Here is a 16687-nt window from a genome sequence, read left to right as displayed (position 1 = left end):
GCAACTTGATCTATAATCAAAACGAAACATTTTGCCGAATAACATGAAAATAATTCACGTACATCCCCCAATTTCCCGATGCTAGAAATCCGCCACCTGCGCACCCTGAGTGCCTTGCGTTCGTCCGGCAGCCTGGTGCGCGCCGCGCAACTGCTCAATCTGACCCAGTCGGCCCTGTCGCACCAGATCCGTTTGCTGGAAGAGCGCTACAAGGCGCCCTTGTTCGAGCGCAAGTCGATGCCGATCGCGTTTACGGCCACGGGCAGCCGGCTGCTGGAGCTGGCCGACAAGCTGCTGCCCGAGATCGAGCTGGCCGAGCGCGAGGTGGCGCGCCTGTCGCAGGGCGACCAGGGGCAGTTGCGCGTGGCGCTCGAATGCCATACCTGCTTCGACTGGCTCATGCCGGTGATGGATGCGTTCCGCCAGCGCTGGCCGGAAGTGGAGATCGACCTGGTGTCGGGCTTTCACAGCGAACCGGCGGATTTGCTGCGCTCGGGCGAGGCGGACCTCGTGATCGGCTCGCCGTATGGCCCCGATTTCACCGTGTTTCCCCTGTTCCGCTTTGAAATGCTGGTGGTGATGGCGCAGAAGCATCGCCTGCAGGCGCAGCGCCGGCTCGTGGCGGCCGACTTTACGGGCGAGACCCTGATCACCTATCCGGTGCCCGAAGAGCGCATCGATCTGATCCGCGAAGTGCTGCGGCCGGCCGGCATCCAGTTTGAACGCCGCACGGCGGAACTGACGGTGGCCGTGCTGCAACTGGTGGCGAGCCGGCGCGGCATCGCCGCCTTGCCGAACTGGGCCATCAAGAATTACGTCGATTACGATTATGTGGTGGCGCGCCCGGTGGGCGAACACGGCTTGTGGAGCGACCTGTATGTCTCGGTGCCGGAGCAGTTGCAAGACAAGGCGTATGTGCGCGATTTCGTCAGTGTGATACGCGAGCAGTGCGCGGCCTCGCTCGACGGTATCAAATTGTTGTCCTGATTAGCGTTGTATTGGAAACAAACCAACAGGGAACATTGATAAATATCAAGGTTTAGTAATGAACGACCGCTTACAGTTGAGCACTGTGCGGCGCAACATGGCGCCGTCTACTCTTTGGAGAGGAACGACATGTTTTCATTTTCCGAACAATGGGCACGCGCCGGCAAGGCCGTGATGGAAGCACAATTGATCAGTGCGCAAGCGTATGTCCAGGCTGCCGTCGACAGCGGTGCCAGCGTGCTGGACTTGCAGCTCGATGCGGCCCGCGCGGCGTTGGCCGCCGCTACGGTAGCGGGCAATCAGCTGCTGTCCGCGAAGGATCCGCAAGCGCTGCTGGAACTGTCACGTACACAGTCGCAACTGGCCATCGAACGCATCGGTGCATATAACCGCCAGGCAAAGGATGTTGCTCAAGAAAACCAGGAGAAATTCGATACTGTGACAAAGGGTGAGTTTGCTGCATCGCGTCAAAAATTTGGCGAGCTGTTGCAGGTGGTAAAGCAAACGCCCGTGCCCCTGACTATTCCCTTCAATAATTTTCTAAAAACCACTTTCGGCGGCGCCGATGAAGGGTATGATAAAAATAAAAACACGCGCCCTGCTCGTCAAACGTAGGCGCGTTGCGGCCCGGCAGCGGCTATCCGCCGCGCCCGGCCTGTGGCCGCCACCGCAAGCAGGCTGTGATCGCCGCCGCCTGCGGTGCGGCGCTGGAACTGCGGCGCATGCCGCGCTAGAATGAAACACAGCTTGCTGTGTCTTCCCGGATTCATTGGATTGTATTAGCACCTTGACCTTGGCCCTCGTGGCCTGCATATCGGAGAAATAAATGGATGATGTCGTAATCGTGGCCGCCGGCCGTACCGCAGTCGGCAAATTCGGTGGCAGTCTGGCCAAGATTCCCGCGTCCGAACTGGGCGCACATGTAATCAAGGGCTTGCTGGCACAAACCGGCATCGACCCGAACCTGATCGGCGAAGCGATCCTGGGCCAGGTACTGACGGCCGCCGTCGGCCAGAACGCCGCGCGCCAGGCCGTCATCAAGGCTGGCCTGCCCAGCTCCATCCCGGCATTCACCATCAACAAGGTATGCGGCAGCGGCCTGAAGGCCACGCACCTGGCGGCGCAAGCGATCAAATGTGGTGACGCCAACATCATCATCGCCGGTGGCCAGGAAAACATGAGTGCGTCGCCGCACGCCATGAACGGCTCGCGCGACGGTTTCCGCATGGGCGACTTCAAGATGGTCGACACCATGATCGTCGACGGCCTGTGGGACGTGTACAACCAGTACCACATGGGCATCACGGCGGAAAACGTCGCCAAGAAATACGAAGTGACGCGCGCCGAGCAGGATGAATTCGCGCTGCAGTCGCAACTGAAGGCGGAAGCGGCGCAAAAAGCGGGCAAGTTCAAGGATGAAATCCTGCCGCTGGAAATCGCCAACAAAAAAGGCACTGTCGTCTTCGATAGCGATGAATACATCAAGCCCGGCTCGACCCTGGAATCGCTGACCGGCCTGCGCCCCGCGTTCGCCAAGGACGGCACTGTCACCGCCGGCAATGCTTCCGGCCTGAACGATGGCGCCGCCGCCGTCATCATGATGTCGGCCTCGCAAGCGAAAGAACTGGGCTTGAAGCCGCTGGCACGCATCAAGGCCTACGCTTCGTCGGGCCTGGACCCGGCCGTCATGGGCATGGGCCCCGTCTCCGCTTCGCGCTTGTGCCTGAAAAAAGCCGGCTGGACGCATGAAGAGCTGGACTTGATGGAAATCAATGAAGCGTTTGCCGCGCAAGCGATTGCCGTCAACAAGGAAATGGGCTGGGATACCAGCAAGATCAATGTGAACGGTGGCGCGATTGCTATCGGCCACCCGATCGGCGCCTCCGGCGCGCGCATCCTGGTCACCCTGATCCACGAAATGATACGCCGCGACGCCAAGAAAGGCCTGGCCGCGTTGTGCATCGGCGGCGGCATGGGCGTTGCTCTGGCGATCGAGCGCGACTAATGGTGGACATCGAACCTAAGCTACTGCGCGTCGCGATTTGCGGCCTGCGATGCTCACCGTGCTAGAGCACGGTTGCGCTTCTTAGCCACAACTCGCTGCCGCTCGCTACGGTTAGGTTCGATGTAATCCGCCGTTGGATCGGATCGGCGGGACAGGATAGCTTTAATTAAATAATTAACTTTTTAGCAACAGAACGACACTGAGGGGATGAAAATGGCAAGAGTTGCATTGGTAACTGGTGGCATGGGTGGTCTGGGAGAAGCGGTCTGTTTCAAGCTGGCGGCGCTCGGCTATCGCGTGGTCACAACCTATTCTCCAGGCAATCCGAAGGTCGCGGAATGGCTGGCAACAACCAAGGACATGGGCTATGACTTCAAGGCGTATCCGTGCGATGTGGCCGACTACGATTCGGCGGCCGCCTGCGTGGCTGCCGTGGAAAAGGACATCGGTCCTGTCGACGTGCTGGTGAATAACGCCGGCATCACGCGCGACATGACGTTCAAGAAGATGGACAAGCCGAACTGGGATGCCGTGATGGGCACCAACCTCGATTCCGTCTTCAACATGACCAAGCCCGTTTGCGACGGCATGGTGGAACGCGGCTGGGGCCGCATCATCAACATCTCGTCCGTGAATGGCCAGAAGGGCGCCTTCGGCCAGACCAACTATTCGGCCGCGAAAGCCGGCATGCATGGTTTCACCAAGTCGCTGGCGCTGGAAGTGGCGCGCAAGAACGTTACCGTCAACACCATTTCGCCAGGCTACATCGGCACCAAGATGGTCATGGCGATTCCACAGGAAGTGCTCGACAGCAAAATCATCCCGCAAATTCCGATGGCGCGCCTGGGCAAGCCGGAAGAAGTGGCCGGTCTGGTCGCTTATCTGGCCTCCGATGAGGCAGCGTTCGTCACGGGCGCGAATATCTCGATCAACGGCGGCCAGCACATGTCGTAATCGTTGTTGAGGTAAAACAGAGAGACAGCTGCGGCTGTCTTTTTTTTATGCTGGCGAGCAAAACGGGACAAGCGCGTGCTTTGCCTTAGAATCAGTATTTCTCCACTGCATCATCTCCATGACCCTCTTTCCAGCCTTGCGCCGTGCCAGCGTGCTTGCCTTCCTTCTCCTGGGCACTACCGCTGTCCAGGCCAGCGTCGCGTTTCACGTCAGCGTCACCACGCAGCGCACCGACCAGCCCGGCGCGAAAAAGTCGCTGCCACGGCAGGAGAAGCAGGACAGCGATGTCGTGCTGGGCCCGCATTACCTGAGCGTGCGTGATGGCAAGAGCCTGTCCGTGCTCGATTTTGCCTCGCGCCGCCGCTACGTCATCGATTTGGCGGCATCCACCTACGACGCGTATTCGCTGTTCGACGTGGCGGCTTATCGGCGTATCGAGATCGGACACCGCAAGGGCATGGCCGGCGCGCTCCAGGCTGGCGGCTTGCAGGCCCACGTCACGCCGCCCCACATCACGCCGCCCCACATCACGCCGCCCGTATATGAGGAGCAAGCGCTGTCCGTGCCGGCGGCAAGGCGGCGCAATGCACTGCAGCCCCAGGTGCAGGACGGCGCCGTGCTGTGGTCGCTCGACGAGCAGCCTCTGCTGCGTTTGGGGATAGCCGGCAGCCCCGTCAGCGGCGACGACGCCACGGCGTTCGCCCAGTACCTGCGCTATACCTGGGGCGGTCACCCGTTGTTGCTGAAGATGCTGGCCGATGGCAAGCGCATTCCCGCCGACTTCACCTTGCATTACCAGGAGGTGGGCGGCACGGTCACGCGCCATTTCCGCATCAGCGCCATGACGGCGGGTGCGCCCGCCACGTATACGCTGGCAGCTTACCGGCCACGTCCGCTGGCAGCCGACGCGCCGGCGCTCGAAAGAGTGCTGGCGCAGGCGGCGCGGTTGCCGCCGCTGGGATCCCAGGCCCATCCCGCGCTGCGGGCTGAAGCGGAGCGTCTGTTTGCGGAAGAGAAACCCTTTGAGGCCTTCCTGAGCATGCTGGAAGACCATTTTTCCACGGGCGCGCTGGTCGAAAAACTCACGCCCCGGCAGCAACTGGCCATGCAGGAGTGCGAGCCCATTCACGACTTGACGCGGGGGCTGCTGGCCAAGGACCCGGCGGGCATCGCGGCCGCGCTGGCCACCGTGCAGGAATTAAGAGAAAAAACGGGACTGGAGCAGCCCGTACTGGCCTTGTTCGAAGGGAATTTGCGCGCCAAGCTGGGGCAATGGCCGGAAGCGACCGCGCTGTATCTGCAAGTGCTGCAGGCAAAACCGCAGATGGCGGCCGTGTACCAGGACCTGGGCGACGCCTTGCTGGCGCAGTTCGATGCGCCGAATGCCTGGCGCAGCTGGGATGCGGGGCGGGTCATGGCGCCGTCGCTGCGGCAATTTCGCAAGGCTAACGAGCTTGAACGTAGCCTGCTGAAGGAGTACCCCGCCTTCTTTGCAGGCGGGGCGCCGGTGCAGCCGACAGTTCAGCCCAGCACCAGCCGTCCGGCCAGCAGCACGAAGACGGTGGGCAGCACGAACTTGCCGTAAGGCGAAGGTTTGCCGCGCAAGCGGTGCGCCAGGCGCGCGGCCAGCACGGCGTACATGGCATCAAACAATAGGCCCATCAGCACCAGGACAGCGCCCAGGCGCAGGTATTGCATGCCGACATGCTCGCTGCCGACGACGAATTGCGGCAGGAACATGCTGCAAAACAGCAGTGCCTTCGGATTGAGCAGATTGGTCAGGAAGCCGCGCACCAGGCTGGCGCGGGCGCCGTGCGCCGTGGCGGGGGCGCCTTCTTCCTGCGCCGCTTTTTTCGACAGGGCCGACTGTAACAGGCGCAGCGCCAGGTACAGCAGATAGGCGGCACCTGCCCATTTGACCCACTGCAAGGCTTGCGGATGTGTCACCATCAGCGCCGCCAGGCCCGCGCCGGACAGCGCCACGTGCACGGCCCGTGCACCGGCGATACCCACTGCAGTCACCAGCGCCGTGGCCACGCCGCGCGCCGCGCCCGTCGCCAGCACCAGCGCCATGTCGGGACCTGGTAATAAAAAGGCGCCGGCCAGTGCCAGCAGGTACATCAGGAAGGTAGAATCGGACATGGCGCAGCTCGGTCACAGGCAAAAAGTAAGGGCGGGAGCAACGGCCGCTTGCCGCATGCTCGCCGGGCCCCATTATGTTCTTGCCGTGATGAAATGTGCTTGCTTTTCCTGCCCTGCATACCCTAGTATTCGGGTAGATTCCACTCCTATAAAAACAAAAAATAGATGAAAATTTCAGAAGTTAGCCTCGACGCCACCGATTTGCAGATACTCAGGCTGTTGCAGGATGAAGGACGGCTGTCGAATGCGCGCCTGGCCGAGCGCTTGAAGCTCAGTGAAACCCCCGTCTGGCGCCGCTTGCGCCGCCTGGAAGAGGAAGGCTTTATCACCGGCTACCAGGCTTTGCTCAACCGCAAGAAGTTGGGGATCGGCCTGGTCGCGTTCGTGCGCGTCGTGTTTGCCAACCATGGCGGCGAGCAACCCTCGCAGTTTGAGCAAGCCATCGCGACGATACCCGAGATATTGTCGTGCCACAATGTGGCGGGCGAAGCCGATTATTTCCTGCAAGTGGTGGCGCGCGACCTGGAAGCGTATGGCGAATTCGTCTCGACCGTGCTGCGCCGCCTGCCCGGCGTGGCGGAAATCCAGTCCAGCCTGTCGATGCGCGAAATCAAGTCGTCGAACCGCCTTCCCTTGCCGCTGGCCTGAGGCGCCGGGGGCGCACTATGGCACTATAATTGGGTCTTTGCCAGGCATCCGCTGCCTGGCTTCCAGACCTTCTGCGAGGACCGCCATGCCTGATTCCCTGTCGCCCCTGTTTCCCGTCCTGACGCCGAACCGGCACGGCATGCTGGCGGTCGATGACCTGCACACCATTTATTGGGAAGAGTGCGGCAATCCCGACGGCATTCCCGTGCTGTTCCTGCATGGCGGTCCCGGCGCTGGCCTGTCGCCGCAGCACCGCCGTTTCTTCGATCCGCAGCGCTACCGCGTAATCCTGTTCGACCAGCGCGGCGCGGGCAAGTCCACGCCGCTGGGCGAATGGCGCAACAACACGACGCAACTGCTGATCGAGGATATCGAAGTACTGCGCGCCCAGTTCGGCATCGCTCAATGGCTGGTGTTTGGCGGTTCCTGGGGTTCGACCCTGGCGCTGGCGTATGGCCAGGCGCATCCGGAGGCTTGCCTCGGTTTCGTGCTGCGTGGCATTTTCCTGTGCACGCAGGCGGAGATCGACTGGTTCATCGAAGGCGTGCGCTGGTTTTATCCGGAACTGTACGCGGAATTTGCCGCGCCCATTCCGCCAGAGGAGCAGGGCGACTTGCTGGCGGCCTACGTGAAACGCATCCTCAGCAGCGATCCCGCCGTGTACTGGCCGGCCGCACGCGCCTGGAGCCGCTTCGAGGGCCGCCGCGTCTACCTGATGCCGCAGCCGGAAGATGCGCCGAACGATGCGCTGGACCTGGGCGTGGGCCGGCTTGAATCGCATTACATGGCCAATCTTGGTTTCTTCGAGGAGGACCAGCTGATTCGCAACATGGGGCGCATCGCGCATTTGCCGGCCGTCATCGTGCAGGGACGCTACGACGCCATCTGCCCGCCCCTGTCAGCCTACCGCCTGCAGCAGGCATGGCCTGGCGCCCAGCTGGAGATGATACCGGACGCGGGCCATGGCGCGCTCGAGCACGGCATCGCTTCGGCGCTGGTGCGCGCCACCGAACGCTTCGTCCCGGGGCGCGGCTTCGCATGACATTTAAACATGCCGGTTGGCAAAGCTGCCAGCCGGCGTGCGCCACCTGCTACACTACGGCCTGTGCTGGCGCCAGGGTCGGGCGCCGGTGTGAACCCACGACTTTTTATCCATGAACATACAGATCGGCGACATCGGCCATATCATCCAGCTGGCGATTGCGCCGGTTTTCCTGCTGACCGGTATCGGCACCATGCTGGTGGTGCTGACCAACCGCCTGGGCCGCATCATCGACCGCACGCGCGTGCTGGAAGACCGGCTCGATATCGGTTACAACGATTTCTATATGGATGAGCTAGATACCTTGTATCAGCGTACCCATCTGATCAATTACTCGATTTCGCTCAGCACGGCGTGCGGTTTTTTCGTCTGCGTCATCATCGCCATGCTGTTTTTGGGCGACATTTTGAACCTGACCCTGGACAAATACATCGCGGCCTTCTTTGTGCTGGCCGTGATTTGCCTGATCGGCTGTTTTATCTATTTACTGCGCGAAATTTACCTGGCCGCCAGGGCCCAGCGCATCCGGCGCCATATCCGTCCGCCCCGTTAAGCGGCCGCGCCGGTTTTACCCTACTATTGAAGAACGAGTCCAGCATGCACGATTACAAACGTCCCCCCACCCTGCACCGCTACGGCCAGCGCAGCGAACTTGAGCTGGCACTGAGCCTGGGCCAGTTCCGCCTGATGCCAGCGGGCAATTGTTTGACCCTCAGCTTTTCGCAAGTATGGGACAAGCAACTATTCGACCTGTTCGCCCCGGCCGATGCCTGTTTGATCATCCACAATACGGAAGAATTCGGCGAACGCCTGCACCGCGCCGTGCAGCGTACTTTGCCCAGCTGGGCCGGCATCGACGGCCTCGTCGAGTATGGCCAGCGCGCAGCCCTGGGCGCCGCCTTCACCAAGACGCGCGCCGAAGCGCCCGAGCAGGAATGGCTGTTCGCCTGGCGCTCGATGCAGCCGCAGGCCAGCCTGAATCCCGTCACGGTGAAACTGGGCAGCCTGGAAAATTTTGCGGAAATCCGCGACCGCGATACCTATTTAGCCTGATTTATCCGGATTTATCGGCGTACTGGCTGTCGATGCGGGTGAGCACGGCCGCCATCATGCGCTCGATATCGCCGCGTATCATGGTCGTGCCCAGCATGCCGGGCACATAGAAGCCCGGCATCAGCCTGCTGGAAAAGACGATGCGCGTGCCGCCCGTCTCGGGGATGGGATACAAATTCCAGCGTGATTCGTAATGCCGCATGTCGCCCGAAATGAGGGCGATATCGATGGCCGTGAACGGCGTTTCCGTGGCCCGCACCACCAGGTGGATGGCGTGGTTCATGAACAGGAAGCGCGCCACGCCCTGCTGCTCGATGATGACTTCATTGCCGTTGCGCGACAGCACGCGGCAGGAGCTGAGGTCGGGCACGAATTCATTCATGCGCTCGTAGGTGGTCAGGGTCTTCCAGACGGAAGCCAGCGGCGCCTGCACGCTGCCGCTGGCATCGACTTCATACATGCGCTGCCCGTCGACCTCGATGCGCTTGACGTCGACCTTCAGCTTGTCCAGACGTGGCGCCTGCATCTGCGCTTGTGCTGCAGCCGGGGTGGCAACGGTACACAGCATCAGCAGGCAGAGGAAGAGTCGTGTCATGCTACCTAGCCTACGGGAAACTTGCGCCCTGCACAAGCTGTACCCATCGCCGGCGGGCGCGCCGGGCGATTTAGAACTCCCGGTCTAGAGAAATACGCTGCGGCGGCCAGCAATGCTTGTTACCGTACGGCCTGCATACCATCTTCTATCGGACCGACCATGACTGCCTATCCCCATTTGCTGGCCCCGCTCGACCTGGGCTTCACCACCTTGCGTAACCGCGTCATCATGGGGTCCATGCACACGGGCCTGGAAGACCGGTTTTATCATTATGGCAAGCTGGCCGCGTTTTACCGCGAGCGGGCGCGCGGTGGGGTGGGGCTGATCGTCACGGGCGGCATCTCGCCGAACCGCCAGGGCTGGCTGCTGCCGTTTGGCGGCACCCTCAATTTTCTCGGCGACGTGCCGAACCACCGCAAGGTGACGCGCGCCGTGCACGAGGAGGGCGGCAAGATCGTCATGCAGATTCTGCATGCGGGCCGCTATGGTTATCAACCGTTCGTCGTTTCGGCGTCGGCGAAAAAATCGCCGATTTCGCCATTCCGCCCCCGTCCCTTGAGCGAGCGGGGCATCGAGCGCACGATCTGCGACTACGTACGTTGCGCGCGCCTGGCACAAAAGGCGGGCTACGACGGCATCGAAGTGATGGGCAGCGAAGGATACTTATTGAACCAGTTCCTGTGCGCACGCACGAATCTGCGCCAGGACCGCTGGGGCGGCACGATCGATAACCGCATGCGCCTGCCCGTGGAAATCGTGCGCCGTATCCGCGCCGCCGTCGGTCCCAACTTCATCATCATGTACCGCCACTCCCTGCTCGACCTGGTCGAGGGCGGCAATACCTGGGACGACGTGGTGACGGTGGCCAGGGCGCTGGAGCAGGCCGGCGTGACGATACTCAATACGGGCTTCGGGTGGCATGAGGCGAGGGTCCCCACCATCGTCACCTCGGTGCCGCGCGCCGCCTTTGCCTCCGTGGCGGGTCGGCTGCGCCGCGAAGTCAGCATTCCCGTGGTGGCATCGAACCGCATCAACATGCCGCACGAAGCGAATGCCATCCTGGAGCGGGGCGACTGCGACCTGGTGTCGATGGCGCGCCCCTTCCTCGCCGACCCTGACTTTGTCGCCAAGGCCGCTTCCGGCCGCGCCGACGAGATCAACACCTGCATCGGCTGCAACCAGGCCTGTCTCGACCACACGTTCGCCAACAAGCGTGCCAGTTGCCTCGTCAACCCGCGCGCCTGCCATGAAACGGAACTCGTGTACGCGAAAAAGGCCGTGCCGCGCAAGGTGGCCGTCGTTGGCGCCGGCCCCGCTGGCCTGTCGGCCGCCACCGTGGCTGCCGAATGCGGGCACGACGTGACCCTGTTCGACAGCAGCGACAGCTTGGGCGGCCAGTTCAAGGTGGCCATGCAGATACCGGGCAAGGAAGAGTTTACGGAAACCATCCGCTACTTTTCCCGCCGCATCGCCTTGTCAAATATTAAGCTGCGCCTGGGCCAACGCGTCACGCGCGAGCAATTGCTGGCCGGCGGCTATGACGACGTCATTGTCGCCACCGGCATCAAGGTGCGTCTGCCGGCCATTCCCGGCATCGAGCACCCGAAAGTGCTGTCGTATCTGGACGTGCTGCAAGCCAAGAAACCTGTCGGCGCGCGCGTGGCCATCATCGGCGCGGGCGGCATCGGTTTTGACGTGGGGGAATACCTGCTGCACGACCCGGCGCATCCGCTTCCGCAACCCGTATCGGCCTGGGCGGGGGAGTGGGGCGTGGACCTGAACGCGGCCACCGGCGGCGGATTGGTGGCGCCCGTGGCCACTGCGCCCGTGCGGCAGATTTTCCTGTTGCAGCGCAAGACGTCGAAGGTGGGCGCGGGCCTGGGCAAGACGTCGGGCTGGGTGCACCGTGCGGCGCTGGCGAGAAACGGCGTCGCCATGCTGGCGGGCGTGACCTACGACAAGATCGATGGGCAAGGCTTGCACATCACCGTGGGCGGCGAGCAGCGCTTGCTGGCGGTGGACAACGTGGTCATCTGCGCGGGCCAGGACAGCTTGACGGAACTCATGCCGCCCGTCGACAAGGATGGCAAGCCCCTGTATGCGGGCGGCCCGCGTTTCCATAAAATCGGCGGCGCCGCGCTGGCGGCGGAACTCGACGCCAAGCGGGCGATACGGGAAGGAGCGGAGCTGGCCGCGAGTTTGTAAATTGAGGGCTGGGGTCAGACCCGGCGGGTCTGACCCCGGATGTCGCTGCACGTGCCGTTATTAATGGCCATGCCCCTTTTTCACCGCCTCAAAACTCTGCAGCACGTGCTCGGCCATGCCATTCGCCAGTTCTTGCTCGCCAATGAAGACTTTGCCCGCGTTTTCTGCGCGCAGCAATTCCGCCTCTTCCTCGCTGTGCGTGCGCACCACCGTCATGATGGAGGGGTTCAGCGCGCGCGCCGTCTCTATCATGGCGCGCACGTGGAAGGTGTCCGGCGTGGCGATGACGAGCATGGTGGCGTGCGTGATGTGCGCCTGGATCAGCACGGCCGGTTCGCCCGCATTGCCGGCCACGGCCGGAATGCCCTGCTTGCGCAACTGGTCGACGATTTCCCGGTTTTCCTCGGCCACGACGAAGTGGATACCCCGCTCCATCAGGGCGGCGGCGATGCGCCGGCCAACGCGGCCGTAGCCGACCAGCACGATCTGGCCCGACAGCTTTTCGTGCGGCACCGTCATCGGCAGCTCGGCCAGCGGGTCGGTCGTGCGTTCGAACTTGCGCGCGAAATCGCTGTTGCCGATCACGCGCAGCAGCGGCTTGGCCATGCTGAACACGAGCGGGTTGAGGGCAATGGAGAGGATGGCACCGGCCAGTATCAGGCTTTGTCCTTCCTGCGGCATCAGGCCCAAGGAGAGGCCCAGGGCGGCCAGAATGAACGAGAATTCGCCGATCTGCGCCAGGCTGGCCGAGACGATGATGGCTGTTTTCGGCGGATAGCGCAGGGCCATCACCAGCAAAAACGCGGCGATCGACTTGCCGAAGATAATGATGGCGCACACGGCCAGCACTTGCAGCGGCTTGTCGATGAGAATATTCGGCTCGAACAGCATGCCGACGGAAACGAAGAACAGCACGGCGAAGGCGTCGCGCAGCGGCAAGGATTCTTCCGCAGCGCGGTGGCTGAGTTCTGATTCGCGCAGCACCATGCCGGCGAAGAAGGCGCCCAGCGCGAACGACACGCCAAACAGCTTGGTCGAAGCGTAGGCGATGCCCACGGCGGCGGCGATCACGCACAGGGTAAACAGTTCACGCGAACCGGTGCGCGCCACTTGCCATAAAATCCATGGGAACAGCTTGCGGCCCACCACCAGCATGAAGACGATGAAACCGGCCACTTGCCCCAGCGTCACGGCCAGGGTTTGCCACAGGCTGACGGCCTCGGCATCCGGCGCGACTTTGCCACCGAGCACACCGGCGAACGCCGGCAGCAGCACCAGCACCAGTACAGTGACGAGATCTTCCACCACCAGCCAGCCGACGGCGATGCGGCCGTTGAGCGAGTCGAGGATGCCCCGTTCTTCCAGCGCGCGCAGCAGCACCACGGTACTGGCCACGGACAGCGCCAGGCCAAAGATCAGTCCGCCACCGAGAGTCCAGCCCCACCAGTGGGCCAGGCCCATGCCCATCGCAGTGGCGACGCCGATCTGCAGGATGGCGCCGGGCAGCGCAATCTTGCGCACGTCCCACAAATCTTCGATGGAAAAGTGCAGGCCGACGCCAAACATCATCAGCATCACCCCGATCTCCGCCAATTGCCCCGCTATTTCCGCATCTGCCACAAAACCGGGCGTGGCCGGTCCGATGATGATGCCGGCGGCCAGATAGCCGACCAATGCCGGCAGTTTCAGGCGGGCGGCGATGAAGCCGAAGATGAGGCCGAACCCGAGGGCGGCGGCGATGGTGGTGATCAGACTGATGTCATGGGGCATGCGTGGTGGGTTCCTTATGGTGACGTGCGGATGGAAAAAGAGGGGATTCAGCGATTGAGTATAAACGCAACAAAGCTGCGGCTGGAATTTTCCTGCCGCTTTTTTTACAAAAACTTTACGCTATATCTTCGTCCAGGTGCCTACGAACGCATGCCATCCACTGCGATCTGCGCCTAATTGAGGCAATCAGGCGCATCTCGCTGCTAACGCTTACACCTTGCGTACGACCACGCAGCCGATGGAATAGCCGGCGCCGAACGAACAGATGACGCCCAGGCCGCCTGCCGCCATGTCATCTTGATATTTATGGAAGGCAATGATCGAACCGGCCGACGAGGTGTTGGCGTAGGTGTCGAGGATCACGGGCGCTTCGTTGGCCTCGGCGTCGCGGCCGAGGATCAGGCGCGCGATCAGCAGATTCATGTTCAGGTTGGCCTGGTGCAGCCAGTAGCGGCTCACTTGCGCCACTTCCACGCCGGCCTTGGCCAGGGTTGCCTTGATCATCTCGGCGGCCATCGGGCACACTTCCTTGAAGACCTTGCGGCCTTGCTGGCGGAACAATTTGTCGGCCTTGCCCACGCCGGATTCGTCAAAACGGTTGAGGAAGCCGAAATTGTTGCGGATGGCATTCGAGAAGCGCGTTTTGAGTTCCGTGCCGATGATTTCGAACTGGTGCTGCGACACGGCCGTGTCCTTGGCTTCGACGATGATGGCGGTGCAGGCGTCGCCGAAAATGAAGTGGCTGTCGCGGTCGCGCCAGTTCAGGTGGCCGCTGGTGATTTCGGGATTCAAGACCAGCACGGCGCGCGCCTGGCCGCTTTGCACGGCGGCCACGGCTTGCTGGATGCCGAAGGTGGCGGACGAACACGCCACGTTCATGTCAAAACCATAACCATCGATGCCGAGCGCATCCTGCACTTCCACGGCCATGGCCGGGTAGGCGCGCTGCATGTTGCTGCACGCCACCAGCACCATGTCGATATCGGCCGGCGTGCGGCCGGCGCGCGCCAGGGCGTCACGCGCGGCGGCGACGGCCATCTCGGCCTGCAAGGACAGTTCGTCATCGCCCCGTTCCGCAATGCGCGAGACCATGCGCGTCGGATCGAGGATGCCTTCTTTTTCCATCACGAAGCGCGACTTGATGCCGGACGCCTTTTCGATGAAGGCCACGCTCGACAGGTCCAGCGCCGTCACCTCGCCTGCGGCGATCGCGTCGGCGTGATCGGCATTGAATTTTTCTGCGTAGGCATTGAAGCAGGTGACCAGCTCTTCGTTGGAGATCGAAAATGGCGGCGTATACAGTCCGGTACCGCTGATGACGACTTGTTTCATGGTTAAACTTTCAAATTTGGCAATCGACGCGCTGCCGATAAGTGAAGCAAATTTTACACAAACAGACTCGACCGTAGAGAGTTTCGTGTTGCGGGGGAGGGGAAAGTGTGGCGGAAGATTGATTTTTGTCGCGTGGACGGTGGCAGGGGGTATTGCGTGTGATGGGGGCAGACGGGGGCGCCGAGTCCCGGCGGGTCTGACCCCAAACTGCCTACTTTTTCTGTTCTTTCTTGACGTCAGCCTGCACCACCACCGGTTCGGCCTTGGCCAGCTGGACAGGCAAGCCTTTCAGGTGATTCAGCGCCTGGTGCAGCTGGAAATCGTCCTTGCTGCCAAATTCCAGCGGCTTGCGGGTTTTTTCCAGGGCGATGATGCGCAATTGCTCTTCCATCTCGTCGTTGACGGGCGCGGCCTTGGTACTTTCCTGGTCGCGGTCGTTGCTCAGGTGCTTGGTCAGGTCCGCTTCGCGGATGCGCAAGCCGTTCAAGCCGTCGCCATCCGCATTTTCATCGACCAGCAGGTCGGGTACGATGCCCTTGGCCTGGATCGAGCGGCCATTCGGCGTGTAGTAGCGGGCCGTCGTCAGCTTGACGGCCGTGTCGGCGGTCAACTGGCGTATGGTTTGCACGGAACCCTTGCCGAAGGTTTGCGTGCCGATGATGGTGGCGCGCTTGTAATCCTGCAGGGCGCCGGCGACGATTTCCGACGCCGAGGCCGAGCCTGTGTTGACCAGCACCACCAGCGGCACCTTCTTGATAGCAGCCGGCAATTTCGCCAGCGCATCGCCTTCCGAGCGGAAGGAATAGTATTCGGCGCGGCCGTAGAACACCTGTTTCGAATCCGGTAACTGGCCGTTGGTCGAGACAATGGCCGAGTCCTTCGGCAGGAAGGCGGCCGAGACGCCGATGGCGCCTTGCAGCACGCCGCCGGGATCGTTGCGCAGGTCGAGCACCATGCCCTTGAGGTTAGGGTCTTGCTGATACAGGGCCGTGATCTGCGCGGCCATGTCGTCGACGGTCGGTTCCTGGAACTGCGACACGCGCAGCCAGGCGTAGCCCGGCTCGACCATCTTCGCCTTCACGCTCTTTTGATGGATTTCCTCGCGCGTGATGGTGAAGGCCAGCGGCTGGGGTTCATCCTTGCGGGCAATGGTCAGCGACACCTTGGTGCCCGGTTCACCGCGCATGCGCTTGACGCTGTCGTCCAGGCTGACGCCTTTGACGGGCTGGCCATCGAGGCGGGTGATCAGGTCTCCGGCCTTGATGCCGGCACGGTAGGCGGGAGAATCCTCGATGGGCGAGACGATCTTGATGTAGCCGTCTTCACTCATGCCAATTTCAATACCCAGGCCGACAAACTTGCCTTCGGAGCCTTCGCGCAGCTCGGCGTAGGCTTTCTTGTCCAGGTAGGCGGAATGGGGGTCGAGCGAGGCAACCATGCCGGAAATGGCGTCCTCCAGCAGTTTTTTGTCTTCCACCGGCTCGACGTAATCGGACTTGATCAGGCCAAACACATCAGCCAGCTGGCGCAGCTCTTCCAGCGGCAGGGGCGGCTCGACGTTTTTTTGCGCCATGGCCGAAAATTGCAGCGACGCGGCGACGCCGGCCACCACGCCCAGGCCGATCAAGCCGGTATTTTTGAGTTTGCCCATCATTGCACCTTTGCAGCTAGCGTGTCTTGCACAAGCGCCAGTCCCCGTGGAGCGGCGCTTTGTTGAAAGTATAGACCTGAATCTCTGCCGGCGTGGGCCGGTCGTGGAAAAAGCGTACCTGGCCGCAGTCTACGCGCGAAAACGGGACTTTCAGCTTGCCATATGTTGCGGTTTTGTATGCGATGTATAGTTACTCTTGAGGGGAGTAAGCATTTGTAAGAGTCGAAAAAAAGCGTGTGCGGCGGCCCTATAGTGGATTCGCATTCTCGACCCGAAGTGGTTTTGCCTGCGTCTGCGGACGCA

The 16687-nt window shown here is 62.0% G+C and carries 15 protein-coding genes; 10 read left to right on the top strand and 5 right to left on the bottom strand.

Going from position 1 to position 16687, the window contains the following annotated elements; all coding sequences use genetic code 11:
- Positions 1-78: 78 nt before the first annotated feature.
- The 5 genes from ACQ4WZ_RS22010 to ACQ4WZ_RS21990 all read left to right on the top strand — a co-directional run bounded on the left by ACQ4WZ_RS22010 (position 79) and on the right by ACQ4WZ_RS21990 (position 5531).
- Positions 79-987: a LysR family transcriptional regulator gene (locus ACQ4WZ_RS22010; RefSeq protein ID WP_436574534.1), complete on the top strand. Its 909-nt coding sequence runs from the start codon at positions 79-81 to the stop codon at positions 985-987.
- 129 nt (positions 988-1116) lie between these two features.
- On the top strand, positions 1117-1602 hold the full coding sequence (locus ACQ4WZ_RS22005; RefSeq protein WP_133988926.1) for a phasin family protein: 486 nt from the start codon (positions 1117-1119) through the stop codon (positions 1600-1602).
- A 211-nt stretch (positions 1603-1813) separates the two neighbouring features.
- A complete protein-coding gene (locus ACQ4WZ_RS22000) occupies positions 1814-2992 on the top strand; it encodes an acetyl-CoA C-acetyltransferase (protein WP_099761085.1) in 1179 nt (392 codons plus the stop codon).
- Between the two features lie 213 nt (positions 2993-3205).
- Complete coding sequence (gene phbB, locus ACQ4WZ_RS21995) at positions 3206-3946, top strand: acetoacetyl-CoA reductase (protein ID WP_071325827.1); 741 nt, start codon at positions 3206-3208, stop codon at positions 3944-3946.
- 118 nt (positions 3947-4064) lie between these two features.
- Positions 4065-5531: a tetratricopeptide repeat protein gene (locus ACQ4WZ_RS21990; protein ID WP_436574533.1), complete on the top strand. Its 1467-nt coding sequence runs from the start codon at positions 4065-4067 to the stop codon at positions 5529-5531.
- On the opposite strand, the gene ACQ4WZ_RS21985 is transcribed toward ACQ4WZ_RS21990, so the two are convergent.
- Positions 5468-6088, bottom strand: coding sequence for a LysE family translocator (locus ACQ4WZ_RS21985; protein WP_243857890.1), 621 nt, complete (start codon positions 6086-6088; stop codon positions 5468-5470). The two genes, ACQ4WZ_RS21990 and ACQ4WZ_RS21985, sit on opposite strands and share 64 nt — an antisense overlap.
- Before the next feature lie 165 nt (positions 6089-6253).
- Here ACQ4WZ_RS21985 and ACQ4WZ_RS21980 point away from each other — a divergent pair, with 165 nt between their 5' ends.
- From ACQ4WZ_RS21980 to ACQ4WZ_RS21965, 4 genes are all read left to right on the top strand, one after another.
- Positions 6254-6736, top strand: a complete 483-nt coding sequence (locus ACQ4WZ_RS21980; RefSeq protein WP_010393611.1) for an Lrp/AsnC family transcriptional regulator — start codon at positions 6254-6256, stop codon at positions 6734-6736.
- An 85-nt stretch (positions 6737-6821) separates the two neighbouring features.
- Entirely contained in the window at positions 6822-7778 is a 957-nt protein-coding gene (gene pip, locus ACQ4WZ_RS21975; RefSeq protein ID WP_133988924.1) for a prolyl aminopeptidase, read from the top strand.
- A gap of 112 nt (positions 7779-7890) precedes the next feature.
- A complete protein-coding gene (locus ACQ4WZ_RS21970; RefSeq protein ID WP_101483434.1) occupies positions 7891-8331 on the top strand; it encodes a DUF2721 domain-containing protein in 441 nt (146 codons plus the stop codon).
- Between the two features lie 44 nt (positions 8332-8375).
- The gene (locus ACQ4WZ_RS21965) at positions 8376-8831 is read left to right on the top strand and encodes a hypothetical protein (RefSeq protein ID WP_099408108.1); all 456 of its coding nucleotides are present in this window, start codon (positions 8376-8378) and stop codon (positions 8829-8831) included.
- A 1-nt stretch (position 8832) separates the two neighbouring features.
- Here ACQ4WZ_RS21965 and ACQ4WZ_RS21960 read toward each other — a convergent pair whose 3' ends face one another.
- Positions 8833-9426 carry an SRPBCC family protein gene (locus tag ACQ4WZ_RS21960; RefSeq protein WP_436574532.1) on the bottom strand — a complete coding sequence of 198 codons (594 nt, stop codon included), beginning with the start codon at positions 9424-9426 and terminating at the stop codon, positions 8833-8835.
- A gap of 159 nt (positions 9427-9585) precedes the next feature.
- Here ACQ4WZ_RS21960 and ACQ4WZ_RS21955 point away from each other — a divergent pair, with 159 nt between their 5' ends.
- Positions 9586-11631 carry an oxidoreductase gene (locus ACQ4WZ_RS21955; protein ID WP_436574531.1) on the top strand — a complete coding sequence of 682 codons (2046 nt, stop codon included), beginning with the start codon at positions 9586-9588 and terminating at the stop codon, positions 11629-11631.
- 60 nt (positions 11632-11691) lie between these two features.
- Here the strand turns inward: ACQ4WZ_RS21955 and ACQ4WZ_RS21950 are convergent, their stop codons facing one another.
- The 3 genes from ACQ4WZ_RS21950 to ACQ4WZ_RS21940 form a co-directional block, all read right to left on the bottom strand.
- Positions 11692-13401 (bottom strand): cation:proton antiporter domain-containing protein, encoded by a 1710-nt coding sequence (locus tag ACQ4WZ_RS21950; protein WP_133988922.1) that lies wholly within the window; start codon positions 13399-13401, stop codon positions 11692-11694.
- Between the two features lie 210 nt (positions 13402-13611).
- The gene (locus ACQ4WZ_RS21945) at positions 13612-14733 is read right to left on the bottom strand and encodes a beta-ketoacyl-ACP synthase III (protein ID WP_436574530.1); all 1122 of its coding nucleotides are present in this window, start codon (positions 14731-14733) and stop codon (positions 13612-13614) included.
- A gap of 211 nt (positions 14734-14944) precedes the next feature.
- Positions 14945-16387, bottom strand: a complete 1443-nt coding sequence (locus tag ACQ4WZ_RS21940; RefSeq protein WP_436574529.1) for a S41 family peptidase — start codon at positions 16385-16387, stop codon at positions 14945-14947.
- Between the last annotated feature and the right edge of the window lie 300 nt (positions 16388-16687).

It is taken from the genome of Janthinobacterium darwini (assembly GCF_051380905.1).
GTDB lineage: Bacteria > Pseudomonadota > Gammaproteobacteria > Burkholderiales > Burkholderiaceae_D > Janthinobacterium.
The sequence above is the reverse complement of the archived record's forward strand: the minus strand, read 5'-3'. Positions and strand labels throughout refer to the sequence as shown.